Origin of the sequence: Frateuria flava, from assembly GCF_017837635.1 — a bacterium.
GTDB classification, from domain to species: domain Bacteria; phylum Pseudomonadota; class Gammaproteobacteria; order Xanthomonadales; family Rhodanobacteraceae; genus Frateuria_A; species Frateuria_A flava.
This window is the reverse complement of the sequence record NZ_JAGJRS010000003.1, coordinates 153,419-166,166: the sequence shown is the minus strand read 5'-3', so window position 1 is coordinate 166,166 and position 12,748 is coordinate 153,419. Positions and strand designations below refer to the sequence as shown.

General features: G+C 66.7%; 11 protein-coding genes. All 11 read right to left on the bottom strand.

The window, feature by feature from the left end:
• Window positions 1–63: 63 nt before the first annotated feature.
• Window positions 64–474: a GtrA family protein gene (locus J7I44_RS01520; RefSeq protein ID WP_209614785.1), complete on the bottom strand. Its 411-nt coding sequence runs from the start codon at window positions 472–474 to the stop codon at window positions 64–66.
• Window positions 471–1,499, bottom strand: a complete 1,029-nt coding sequence (gene mtnA, locus J7I44_RS01515) for an S-methyl-5-thioribose-1-phosphate isomerase (RefSeq protein WP_245187835.1) — start codon at window positions 1,497–1,499, stop codon at window positions 471–473. The genes J7I44_RS01520 and mtnA overlap by 4 nt, the downstream gene beginning before the upstream one ends.
• Window positions 1,500–1,547: 48 nt before the next feature.
• Entirely contained in the window at window positions 1,548–2,045 is a 498-nt protein-coding gene (locus J7I44_RS01510) for a hypothetical protein (protein ID WP_209614783.1), read from the bottom strand.
• 93 nt (window positions 2,046–2,138) lie between these two features.
• Window positions 2,139–3,206, bottom strand: coding sequence for a class III poly(R)-hydroxyalkanoic acid synthase subunit PhaC (phaC, locus tag J7I44_RS01505; protein WP_209614781.1), 1,068 nt, complete (start codon window positions 3,204–3,206; stop codon window positions 2,139–2,141).
• An 8-nt stretch (window positions 3,207–3,214) separates the two neighbouring features.
• On the bottom strand, window positions 3,215–4,045 hold the full coding sequence (locus tag J7I44_RS01500) for a poly(R)-hydroxyalkanoic acid synthase subunit PhaE (RefSeq protein WP_209614779.1): 831 nt from the start codon (window positions 4,043–4,045) through the stop codon (window positions 3,215–3,217).
• A 237-nt stretch (window positions 4,046–4,282) separates the two neighbouring features.
• Window positions 4,283–6,388, bottom strand: a complete 2,106-nt coding sequence (gene pnp / locus J7I44_RS01495) for a polyribonucleotide nucleotidyltransferase (protein WP_209614777.1) — start codon at window positions 6,386–6,388, stop codon at window positions 4,283–4,285.
• An 18-nt stretch (window positions 6,389–6,406) separates the two neighbouring features.
• Complete coding sequence (gene rpsO, locus J7I44_RS01490) at window positions 6,407–6,676, bottom strand: 30S ribosomal protein S15 (protein WP_209614775.1); 270 nt, start codon at window positions 6,674–6,676, stop codon at window positions 6,407–6,409.
• Window positions 6,677–6,901: 225 nt separating this feature from the next.
• Window positions 6,902–7,858 carry a tRNA pseudouridine(55) synthase TruB gene (gene truB / locus J7I44_RS01485; protein WP_209614773.1) on the bottom strand — a complete coding sequence of 319 codons (957 nt, stop codon included), beginning with the start codon at window positions 7,856–7,858 and terminating at the stop codon, window positions 6,902–6,904.
• Complete coding sequence (gene rbfA / locus J7I44_RS01480) at window positions 7,839–8,219, bottom strand: 30S ribosome-binding factor RbfA (RefSeq protein WP_209614771.1); 381 nt, start codon at window positions 8,217–8,219, stop codon at window positions 7,839–7,841. Before rbfA ends, truB begins: the two co-directional genes overlap by 20 nt.
• Before the next feature lie 120 nt (window positions 8,220–8,339).
• The gene (infB, locus tag J7I44_RS01475; protein WP_209614769.1) at window positions 8,340–11,099 is read right to left on the bottom strand and encodes a translation initiation factor IF-2; all 2,760 of its coding nucleotides are present in this window, start codon (window positions 11,097–11,099) and stop codon (window positions 8,340–8,342) included.
• Window positions 11,100–11,229: 130 nt separating this feature from the next.
• Window positions 11,230–12,729: a transcription termination factor NusA gene (gene nusA / locus J7I44_RS01470; RefSeq protein ID WP_209614767.1), complete on the bottom strand. Its 1,500-nt coding sequence runs from the start codon at window positions 12,727–12,729 to the stop codon at window positions 11,230–11,232.
• Window positions 12,730–12,748: the final 19 nt, after the last annotated feature.

The window sequence follows — 12,748 nt, the reverse complement described above, 5'->3', positions numbered from 1 at the left end:
ATCGTGAAATTGTATCACGAATGCGCCTGGAAAGCCCTTATTTTTCCCTTTAGAAACAGCTGCTTAAAGAGGTTGTTTTGGCTGCCGAAAAAGCACGCCCCGCGCTGTCGAAAAATTGACCAGCGCAGCCACCGCCGAACCTGCCGCGGCCGCCAGCGCGGGCCAGCGCGTGAGAGGTTCGAAGGCAAGCAACAAGGCGGCATAAACGGCGTAGTTCACGCATGCGCCAACGCCCATCAGCGCCATCCAGTGCAGCCATTCGGCCACCGGGGCACGCCCGCTGGCGCGGTGTGCGAAGGTGTGTCGACGATTCCAGGCCCACGTCACCGTGGCGGCCAGCAAAAAGGAAAGCACGCGCGCCAGGTACGGATTCCACTGGCCCCAGCCGACCAGGGCCTGCACGGTGCCGGCATCCACCAGCAGGCCTAGCACCCCGCCGACGGCGAACAGCCCGGCCTCGCGGCCCAGCCTCATTGGCCGAACATTGCCCGCATGGCCATCGCATCGGGGCGTTCGATCACGCCGCGCTCGGTGACGATTGCATCGATCAGCTCCGCCGGCGTGACATCGAACACCGGATTCCAGGCCCTGGCGCCCTCCACTACCGTACGACGCCCGCCGGTGGCGAGCAGCTCGTCGGCGTGGCGCAATTCGATCTCGATTGCCTCGCCATCGGGTGTGGCCATGTCGACCGTCGAGGAGGGCGCGACCACCATGAACTTCACCCCGTGGTGGCGCGCGGCGATGGCGAGCTGATAGGTGCCGATCTTGTTGGCGGTGTCGCCATTGGCGGCAATGCGGTCGGCACCGACGATCACCCACTGCACCTTGCCCGAGCGCATCAGGTGGGCCGCCGCCGAGTCGGCAATCAGATGCGCCGGGATCCTGTCGCGCACCAGTTCGTACATCGTCAGGCGCGCACCCTGCTGCCAGGGACGTGTCTCGCCGGCGAACACTTCGTTGATACGCCCGTCCGCCACGCCCGCGCGGATCACGCCCAGCGCGGTGCCGTAACCAGCGGTGGCCAGCGAGCCGGTGTTGCAATGGGTGAGCACGCCCGAGCCCGGAGCGATCAGCGCCGCGCCCAGTTCGCCCATGTGGCGGTTGGCGGCCAGGTCCTCGTCCTGGATGGACTGCGCCTCGCGCTCGAGCGCCGCGGCCTGCGCGCCGGCCGCGATACGCCCCTTCATGCGGTCGAGCGCCCACATCAGGTTGACCGCCGTGGGCCGCGCGGCGCGCAAGGTCGCCAGCACGTCATCCAGCGGCGCGCCCTGCTGCGCGGCCAGCACCACACCCCAGGCGGCGGCGATGCCGATGGCGGGCGCACCACGCACGGCCAGGTCGCGGATCGCCTGGGTGACCTCTTCGGCATTGAGGCACTCGATCCAGCGCTCTTCGGCTGGCAGCAGGCGCTGGTCGAGCAGGCACAGGCGATCGCCCTGCCATCGCACCGCACGGATGGTGTCATGTTCGCGAAGGGATTGGGTGGAAGTGTCCATGGTCGGATGCATCGAAACAACGGGACCGGGGAGCCTAGCATGGGCCAGCTACGGGGCACGCGTGGGGACACGCTGGTCCAGCCAGGCGCGGAAGATCTCGCGCGGATCACCGTCTTCCGAGGAAACCTCCCAGCCTGGAGGCAACAGGATCGCTCGCGTTCCCATCCGATCCGAAATGACGAGCAAATCGCATCCACCGTCCTGTACACCCAGCGTGAAGCCATAGCGCTCGTGCAGCCGCGACAGCCGGTAGAGCAGCGCTCGGACCTCCGGTGCGGGCACCCTCTGCGCAACGACGGTTTCCTCGAGATCGGAAATCAGCCGGCCTTCGCCGCGATCGTCAACCGCTGCATAACCGAGTGACATCGTCATCCAGCCCACGCCCCAGGAAACCAGGGCCGCGTATTCGGACGCTCTGGGAAAAGGGCCTGCCTGGCTGACCAGGTCCAGCTGCCCGGGGAGGGACTTCATGCACTGCCGCAAGTCGGCATCGCGCGCGTCGGCCAGGTTGCTGTCAAAGGCGAGCACGGCCCAGTCGTTGATCACTTGAGATGCTCTCGCGTGCTGTCTGCCCATGGCCGGTAGGCTGACCAGCATGGCCACCAGAAGCAGACTGCGGATCCGCATCCCCGCCGGTCCTCAGGACCGGTCGCGCAGCCAGCGGTGGATGGCCGGCGGCACTTCGCGCTGCGCGCGGCCGGACACATAGATGCCGATGTGTCCGCCCTTGAAAGCCAGCTCGGTGTAATCGTCGCTGCCGATGTGGTGGGCAAGCGCGCGGGACGCGTCGGGCGGGACCAGATGATCCTGCTCGGCGTAGATGTTGAGCACCGGCTGGGTAATGCGCGCCAGCTCGACCGGCTTGCCGGCGATGGCCAGGCCACCCCTGACCAGCTTGTTGCCCTGGAAGAATTCCTTGACGAACTCGCGAAAGGCTTCGCCGGCCTGGTCGGGTGAATCGAAGATCCAGCGCTCCATGCGCAGGAAGTTCTCCAGCTCCTTCGGATTGTCCAGGATCTCGACCATGTTCACGTACTTCTGCTGCAGCAGACGCACCGGCTTGAGCGTGAGGTAGACCCAGTTCATCAACGCGGCCGGCACGTTGCCCAGCGTGTCCACGAACAAATCCACGTCGATGTCGCGCGCCCAGTGCGAGAGCATGTTGTCCGGCGTGTGGTAATCCACCGGCGTGACCATGGTGATCAGGTTGCGTACCTTGGCAGGGTGCAGCGCGGTGTAGCACAGCGAGAACGCGCCGCCCTGGCAGATGCCGAGCAGGTCGACCGCCGTCACGCCCGCGTGGGCGCGCACGGCATCCACGCAGCGGTCGAGGTAGCCGTCGATGTAGTCCTCCAGCGTGAGCCAGCGGTCGGCGCCGTCCGGGTAGCCCCAGTCGATCAGGTACACGTCCTCGCCCTGCGCGAGCAGGTTGCGCACCAGCGAGCGGTCGCTCTGCAGGTCGGTCATCCATACCGTGTTGACCAGCGCATAGACGATCAGCAGCGGCGCGTTCGATGTCGGTCGACCCTCGCCACGCATGCGCCAGAGGGTGAGCTTGTCCTCGCGATAGACCAGCTCGCGCGGGGTATCGGCGTAGGCAGGCTCGGCCAGGCCGCGCAGGCTGGCGGCGCCGGCGGCAAGCTTGCGCTGGAAGGTGGTGATCTCATCGAGCATCCGGGTGGGATCCAGCGGTCCTGGCGTCTGCATGGGCGGTCTCAGCGCGTCTTGCGAGGCGCGCGGCGTGAGGTGGGCTTGGAGGTTGGTGTGGCGCGGAGTGAGGGCTTCGAGGCGGACTTGCGTTTGGGCGTCTTTACGGCCGGAGCCGCCGTATCCTCGTTTCCGGCCTGCAGTCGCCGCACTTCGCGACGCAGCTCCTGCAACCGTTGGCCGAGCGTGTCGACCTCGCTGCGCGTGGGCAGACCCGCTTCCCGGCACCACTGCTCCATCTGCTGCCGTTGCAGCTGGCGCACGCGCATCTGCGTGTTGCCCTGTGCCGCATAAGCGGCGCGGAACTCGTCAGACAACGCAATCTCCGCATAGGCCTCTTCCACCGCGTCGACCCACAGGTCGTACATGGCCTTGAGCGAATCGACCTGGAAGCCGGGCTCGGCCAGCTTGCGCTGCATCCGTTCGGCGCCCTGCACCTGGGCCCGGGCGAGCAACTCCTGGTAGCGCGCGCTCGCCTGCTGGTGGTCGATCAACGCGCGCAGGAGCGCCTGCTGCTGGGCCTGCTGTTCACGCGTATAACCGAAGGCGGGGCTGTCGAGCAGGCCGCGCAAGGCGTCGAGGCCGACGGGCGGCGTGGCCGTGCCAGGCATGCTCCAGCCGGCGAAAGGGGCGACTGGCGGGGGCGTCGGGGCCACCTGCCCGGTCATGGCGGCCGCCACCTGCTGCATCCAGTCGAGGTAACCCTTGAGGCCGTCCATGCCGGGCACAGCGTCGGCGGCGGGTGAGGCGACCTGCCCCGGCCAATGGCGGCTCCAGGCCTCCCAGGCCTGGCGACCCAGGCTTTCGAAGTCGGTGAAGGGGTTATTCGCGGCGGTCACGGGAGTGCCTTGCGTGGGATCGTGGAGATCGTAGCAAAACGCTGTGGTGACCGACCCCACACCGGGGCGACCGCAGCCCTCGTGGAAGACCGCTTGTGGGCGATGCCCTGCCATCCGGCACAAGAGCATCTCCACCAGTGGGCTGCTTCGAGGAACGGGCGCAATGCGTGAGGGTGATGCACGCATAAAAAAAGCGGGCCAACAGGCCCGCTTTTCATTTCACCGTGTCGGCGGTGCTCAGCCGTTGGCGGCTTCGTCTTCGGTCACAGCCTTCATGGACAGGCGGATACGGCCCTGCTTGTCCACTTCGAGCACCTTGACCTTCACGATGTCGCCTTCCTTGAGCTTGTCGGAAACCTTCTCCACGCGCTCGGAGGAAATCTGCGAGACGTGCACCAGACCATCCTTGCCCGGCATGATCGTCACGAACGCGCCGAAGTCCATCAGCTTGGCGACCTTGCCCTCGTAGATGCGGCCCGGCTCGACGTCGGAGACGATCTGCTCGATGCGCTTCTTGGCCTCGTCGGCCGCCAGGCGGTTGACCGAGGCGATGATGACGGTGCCGTCGTCGCTGATGTCGATCGTGGTGCCGGTCTCTTCGGTGATCGAGCGGATGGTCGCGCCGCCCTTGCCGATGACCTCGCGGATCTTGTCCGGATGGATCTTGATGGTGAGCAGGCGCGGGGCGTACTCGCTCATCTCCGAACGCGGCGTGCTGATGACCTTGGCCATCTCGCCCAGGATGTGCAGGCGACCGCGCTTGGCCTGCTCCAGCGCCACCTTCATGATTTCTTCGGTGATGCCGTCGATCTTGATGTCCATCTGCAGCGCGGAGATGCCATCGGCGCTACCGGCCACCTTGAAATCCATGTCGCCGAGGTGATCCTCGTCGCCCAGGATGTCCGACAGCACGACGAAGTCGCCGCCTTCCTTGACCAGGCCCATGGCGATGCCGGCCACCGGTGCCTTCAGCGGCACGCCGGCGTCCATCATGGCCAGCGAGGAACCGCACACCGAGGCCATCGAGGACGAACCGTTCGACTCGGTGATCTCCGAGACCACGCGCAGCACGTACGGAAATTCCTCGATCGAGGGCTTCACCGCCTGCACGCCGCGCTTGGCGAGACGGCCGTGGCCGATCTCGCGACGCTTCGGCGCGCCGAAACGGCCGGCCTCGCCCACCGAGAACGGCGGGAAGTTGTAGTGGAACAGGAACGGATCCTTCGACTCGCCTTCCGGCGCGTCGATGATCTGTGCGTCGCGGGTGGTGCCCAGCGTGGCGACGACCAGCGCCTGCGTCTCGCCGCGGGTGAACAGCGCCGAGCCGTGGGTACGCGGCAGCACGCCGACGCGCACGCTGATCGGGCGCACGTCGTCGAGCTGGCGGCCATCGATGCGCACCTTGGTCTTGAGCACGCTGTCGCGCATGGTGCGGTACTCGAGCTCGCCGAATTCCTTCGACAGCTCGGCACTCGACCAACCGTTGGCTTCAGCCTGGCCCTTGAGGGCCTCCAGCACGTCGGCCTTGATCGCGCTGATCGCGTCGCGGCGCTGCAGCTTGTCGCGCACCTGGAAGGCCTCTTCCAGCTTGTTGCCGACTTCACCCTTGAGGGCGGCGATCAGCGACTCGTTGCGCGCTGGCGCCTGCCAGGTCGAGGCGGTCTTGGCCGCCTCGGTGGCGAGCTCGGCGATCGCGTTGATCGCGACCTGCATCTGCTTGTGGCCGAACATCACCGCGCCGAGCATGACTTCCTCGGACAGCAGCTTGGCTTCCGACTCGACCATCAACACGGCACCGGCGGTACCGGCGACCACCAGGTCCAGGTCGGAGGTCTTCAGCTCGGTGTGCGTCGGGTTCAGCACGTACTGGCCGTTGACGTAACCGACGCGGGCGGCACCGATCGGCCCCTTGAACGGGATCCCGGCCAGCGACAGCGCGGCGGACGCGCCGAGCATCGCGACGATGTCGCCATCGACCTCGGGGTTGAGCGAAACGACCTGTGCGATGACCTGCACTTCGTTCTTGTAGTCCTCCGGGAACAACGGGCGGACCGGACGATCGATCAGGCGCGAGGTCAGCGTTTCCTTCTCGGTCGGGCGGCCTTCGCGCTTGAAGAAGCCACCCGGGATGCGACCGGCGGAGTAGAACTTCTCGACGTAATCGACGGTGAGCGGGAAGAAGTCCTGCCCCTCGCGCGGCTTGGCGGCGGCCACGGCAGTGACCAGCACCACGGTGCCGCCCATGCTGACCATGACCGCACCGGACGCCTGGCGGGCGATTTCGCCCGTCTCCAGTGTGACTTCGTGATTACCGTACTGGAATGACTTGGTTACTTTCGCCACGTTAGGTCTCCTTGTGGATTAACGGCGGAGGCCGAGACGTTCGATCAGGCTCTGATACCGAGCCAGGTCGCGATCCTTGAGGTAGCCAAGGAGGCGCTTGCGCTGGTTGACCAGCTTGAGCAGGCCGCGACGCGAGTGGTGGTCCTGCTTGTGTTCCTTGAAGTGGCCGGTCAGGTGGTCGATGCGGGCGGACAGCAGGGCCACCTGGACTTCCGGCGAACCGGTGTCGTTCGGCACGCGGCCGTACTCAGCAATGATCTTGCCGGTCTGTTCTGCGGTAAGGGACATGTGTATCTCTTCCTTCGAAAATGCGGATGCGGAACTTGTGCAACGTCACCACCCGATGAGGTTGCACAAGCTCCGCCGGTTGAATGTAAAACGCTGGAACAAGCTCGCTATTGTAGCGAGGGCGGGCGTCCGGCAACAAGAGCGGGTATGGCGGGCAATTTCCGGGGTCCTGCCACCGCCCGCCACCCCCCCCCCCCGCAAGCGGGAAAGGATTGCCGGGTGGGCTCAGGGGCTTGGCAGGTTGAAGCCGCGTACGATGCGGATCCGGCCGATCGGGTCCGGTTCGACCAGCGCCAACAGGCGGCCATCGGGATCGAAGGCGGCACTGCATCCCTGGTCCGCAATGCCTGGCCAGGGGATTTGCTGGCCCAGGGTCACCGCCAGGGCCTGCGGCGCATCCAGCATGAGCGCAGGCAGATTTGCCAGGCCAGCCGCCAATGGCAACAACAATGCCTCCGCGGCCGTCTCGCCCTGCCCCGCAACCTGCTCCAGTTCCGCCAAGGTGACCATGGCTGGCTCGCGAAACGGCTCGACCCACAGTCGGCGCAGCGAGGTCAGGTGCGCACCGCAGCCGAGTCGCTCGCCAAGGTCCACGGCCAGGCTGCGGATGTAGGTACCCGGGCCGCATTCGACCATGAGCTGCAGTCGGTCGCCCACATGGGCCATCAGCTCCAGGCGGTGGACCTCCACCTCGCGGGGCGGCACCTCCACGGATTCACCGCGGCGGGCCTTCACATACAGTGGCTCGCCGCCCTGCTTGAGGGCCGAATACGCCGGCGGCACCTGCGTGATGCGCCCGCGCAGCGTGGCCAGGGCCTGCTCGATCGTCGCCGGGTCCAGCGCGGGCACCGGCCGCTGTTCGACGATATCGCCTTCCAGGTCGGCCGTGGTGGTCGTCAGGCCCAGCCGGCATTCGGCCAGATAGGCCTTGCGCGAGCCCAACAGCATGCCGGCGATCTTGGTGCCTTCGCCAAAGCACAGCGGCAACAGGCCGGTGGCCAGCGGATCGAGCGCCCCCGTATGGCCACCCTTGGCAGCGCGCAGCAACCGGCGGGCGGCCTGCAATGCCTGGTTGGAGCTCAACCCCAGCGGCTTGTCGAGCAGCAGGATGCCGTGCAGGTCGCGAAGTTCAGGGGCGGAATCGCGGTGCGAACCCCGCCGATTACGACTCGCTTTCGCCATCGCTCTTTGGCTGGATGTCGCCCGAGTCGCGCAGCAACCGCTCGATCCGCTCGCTCTTGTCGACCGAGTCGTCGTACTTGAAGCGCAATTCCGGCACGCGGCGCAGGCGCATGCTGCGCGAAAGCGTGCGACGGAACTCCACCGACAGTTCGTTGAGCGCCTTGACCGCGTCCTTTGCCTGCTCCGCCTGCAAAGCGGTGACCCACACCGTGGCGAAATCGAGGTCGCGGGTGACCTCCACGTCCGAAACGCTGACCGAAGGCAGCGCATGGTCGCGCACGGCGGCGTGGACGAGCAGGCCGAGTTCGCGGCGGAGCTCGGCGCCTACGCGGTCGGTGCGTTTGAAGTCGCGTGAGGGCATGGAATGGCCGGAAATCGTCAATAGGAAATCGTCAATAGGAAAAGCCGCCAGCATGGAATGAGAAGGTCACGGGAAATCGCCTCGACGATTCCCCGTTGACCACTCCCGATTCCCGGACGCTTACAGCGTTCTCGCCACCTCGATACGCTCGAAGCACTCGATCTGGTCGCCGACCTTGACGTCGTTGTACTGCTTCACGGCGATACCGCATTCCATGCCGTTGCGCACCTCGTCGACCAGCTCCTTGAAACGGCGCAGCGACTCCAGTTCACCCTGGAAGATCACCGTGTTGTCGCGCAGCACGCGGATCGGCTTGTTCCGCTTGACCGTGCCCTCGGTGATCATGCAGCCGGCCACCGCACCGAACTTGGAGCTGCGGAAGACCTCGCGCACCTGCGCGATGCCGATGATCTCCTCGCGCACTTCCATGCCCAGCAGGCCCGAAGCGGCCTGCTTCACCTGGTCGATGACGTCGTAGATGATCGAGAAGTAACGCACGTCCAGGCCCGCGGTATCGATCACCTTGCGCGCCGAGGCATCGGCGCGGACGTTGAAACCGATGACCAGCGCCTTCGATGCGGCCGCGAGCGTCGCGTCGGATTCGGTGATGCCACCGACGCCGGCGGCGATCACGTTGACCTTCACGTTCTCGTTGCCGATCTGGCTGAGCGAGTCGCGCAGCGCCTGCACCGAGCCCTGCACGTCGGCCTTGACCAGGATGTTGAGCGTCTGCTGCTCCGCACCCTGGCCCATGAGCGCCATGATGTCCTCGAGGCGGTTGGCCTTGCTGACCATGCGCGTCTCGCGGCGCTTCTGCTGGCGCTCGGCGGCCACTTCGCGCGCCAAGCGCTCGTCGGCCACCACCACGAAGTCGTCGCCGGCCTCGGGCACGCCGGACAGGCCGAGCACCTGCACCGGGATCGACGGACCGGCTTCCTGCACGGTCTTGCCGGTTTCATCGACCAGCGCGCGCATGCGGCCGTATTCCACGCCGCAGACCACGAAGTCGCCACGCTTCAGGGTGCCCTGCTGCACCAGCACGGTAGCGACCGGGCCGCGGCCCTTGTCCAGGCTGGATTCGATCACCACGCCGGAGGCCGGACCGTCGAACACGGCGGTCAGTTCCATCACCTCGGCCTGCACCGAAATGGCGTCGAGCAGGTCATCGATGCCCATGCCGGTCTTGGCCGACACAGGCACGAACGGCGTATCACCGCCCCACTCTTCCGGAATGACCTCGAGGTTGCCCAGGCCCTGCTTGACGTGGTCCGGGTTGGCGTCGGACTTGTCCATCTTGTTGAGCGCCACGATCAGCGGCACCTTGGCGGCGCGCGCGTGCTGCACGGCCTCGGCCGTCTGCGGCATCACGCCGTCGTCGGCGGCCACCACCAGCACCACGATGTCGGTGGACTGCGCGCCACGGGCGCGCATCGCGGTGAACGCGGCATGGCCCGGGGTGTCGAGGAAGGTGATCACGCCCTTGGGCGTTTCGACGTGGTACGCGCCGATGTGCTGGGTGATGCCGCCGGCCTCGCCCGCCGCCACCTTGGTGCGGCGGATGTAGTCCAGCAGCGAGGTCTTGCCGTGGTCGACGTGGCCCATGATGGTGACCACCGCCGGACGCGTGGACTTCTCGCCCTCGAGCTCGGCGTTCTGCGTGTGCGCGGCCAGAGCGGCCTCGGCATTGTTTTCGCTCGCCTCGACCGGGGTGTGCCCCAGTTCCTCGACCACCAGCGTGGCGGTGTCGCGGTCGATGGTCTGGTTGATGGTGGCCATCACGCCCATCTTGAACAGCGCCTTGACCACCTCCGAACCCTTGACCGCCATCTTCTGGGCGAGGTCGGCGACCACGTTGGCCTCGCCGACCACCACTTCGCGCACGACCGGCGCGGTGGGACGCGAGAAGCCGTGCGGACCGCTGGAAGCGCCGCCGCCACGGGACACGTCGCGACCGCTGCGACCAGGCTTGCCGCGCTTGCTGGAGCGGCGCGCGCGATCGGCTTCGGACAGATGCAGTTCGCCGCCAGCGAAACGCTTGCCGCCCGGACCCTCGTCGCGATCGCGGCCATAGCGGGGCTTGGCGCCGCGGTTGTCGGCCGGTGCGGGCGCCGGGGCAGGCGCGGGCGCCGGCGCCGGGGCGACGACCTTCTTCTCGCGCTTACGCGGTTCGTGGATGCGCGGCACGATCATGCCGAATGCACTGTGGTCGGTCACGCTGCTGCCGGAGGGCGCCGGCGCAGCGACGGGCGCGGGGGCTTTGGCCGGCTCGGCCACGGGCGCTTTGGCCACGGCTTCGTCCGCGGCTTCGGCCACCGGCTCGTCGGCCGGCTCGATGGATGCGCTGGCGGCCTGCTCGGCGGCCAGGCGACGGGCTTCCTCGGCCTGATGCTGTTGCTCTTCCTGGGCGCGACGCGCCTCGTCCTGACGACGCTGTTCGGCCTCCAGGCGCTCGCGTTCCTCGTGCTCGCGCTGCTGCTGCGACTCGGCCAGCTTGCGCACGGCCTCCTCGCGCTCGGGCTCGGCACTGGCTTCCTCGGCGATCACGCTGCGCTTGACGTAGGTGCGCTTGGCACGCACTTCCACGTTGACTGTCTTGGCGCTGCTGGCCGCGCCGCGCCCACCGGGCGTGGCGACCTTGAGCTCGCTGACCTTGCGACGCTTGAGCGTGATCTGGCGTGGCGCGCTGTCCTCCGCCTCGGCGACGGGCTCGCTCTTGCCATGGGTGCGGCGCAGGAAGCCCAGCAGCTTCACCTTCTCGGTGCTGCTGATGACCTGCTCCGGATCGGAGAAATTCATGCCCGCCTCACCCAGCTGCCCAAGCAGCTTGGTGACCGGCATGCCCAGCACCTGGGCCAGTTGTTTGATCGTTACATCCGACATCGTGTTCTTTCTCCGCCGTTCCCGCGCTTATCGTCCGTGCGGCCCCAAGCCTTCACGTCCACCTCCATCCCTGGTGGAAGACCCGCAGGTCCTCCTCGGCGCGCCCTTCCAAAGGCGCCGCCGTCCGCGGTTAGCCGCCCTTCTCCAGTCGCTCGATCATCGGTGCGCGGGCCGCCATGATCAATGCCGCAGCGCGCTCCTCGTCCATGCCCTCGATGTCGATCAGGTCGTCGACCGCGAGGTCGGCCAAGTCGTCCACCGTACTGATTTCACGTGCAGCCAACGCATAGGCAGTGGCTTCGTCCATGCCAGGCAGGCCGAGCAGTTCCTCGGTCGGCTCGGCAATGCCTTCTTCCACGGCCAGCGCCTCGGTGAGCAGCGCATCACGGGCGCGGGCGCGAAGCTCCTCGACGATGTCCTCGTCGAAGCCTTCGACCGCCAGCAGCTCGGCGCTGGGCACGTAGGCGATTTCCTCGACGCTGGAGAAGCCTTCCTGCACCAGGATGTTGGCGATCTCCTCGTCGACTTCCAGCTTGTCCATGAACAGCTGGCGCGCGGCCTGCTGCTCGGATTCGCTCTTGGCAGTGACCTGGTCCTGGGTCATCACGTTGAGCTGCCAGCCGGTGAGCTTGCTGGCCAGGCGCACGTTCTGGCCGCCGCGACCGATGGCCTGGGACAGTTTGTCCTCGGCCACCGCGATGTCCATCGAGTGCTTTTCCTCGTCCATGATGATGGACTGCACTTCCGCCGGCGCCATCGCGTTGATGACGAACTGCGCCTGGTTGTCGTGCCACAGGATGATGTCGACACGCTCGCCATTGAGCTCGTTCGACACCGCCTGCACGCGCGAACCGCGCATGCCGATACACGCGCCGATGGGGTCGGTACGCGCGTCATGCGCGATCACCGCGATCTTGGCGCGGTCGCCCGGATCGCGGGCACAACCCTTGATCTCAACCAGGCCCTGGCCCACTTCCGGAACCTCGAGCTTGAACAACTCGATCATGAATTCGGGCGCGGCGCGCGAAACGAACAGCTGCGGGCCGCGCACTTCCGAACGCACCTCGTAGAGATAACCACGCACGCGGTCGCCGACGCGCGCCGACTCGCGCGGAATGGTCTTGTCACGCGGAATGAATGCCTCGGCGTTGCCGCCCAGGTCCAGATAGACGTTGCCACGCTCGACGCGCTTGACGATGCCGGTGATCAACTCGCCGATGCGATCCTTGTAGGCGTCGACCACCTGCTGGCGCTCGGCCTCGCGCACGCGCTGCACGATCACCTGCTTGGCGGCCTGCGCGGCGATGCGGCCGAATTCGGCGTTCTCGATCTGCTGCTCGATGAAGTCGCCTACTTGGGAGTCATCCTTCTCATCCAGTGCATCCATCAGGCGCAGCTGGTGGAACGGGGATTCCATCTCGCCGTCGTCGGCGATGACTTCCCAGCGACGGAAGGTCTCGTAGTCGCCGCTCGTGCGGTCAATCGACACGCGAATGTCCGGATCCTCTTCCGGGTAGCGCTTCTTGGCAGCCGAAGCCAGCGCGGCCTCCATCGCCTCGAAGATCACTTCGCGCGGCACGCCCTTCTCATTGGCGACCGCCTCGACGACCAGCAACAGTTCTTTGCTCATTGCAGCAACTCCGCAGGCG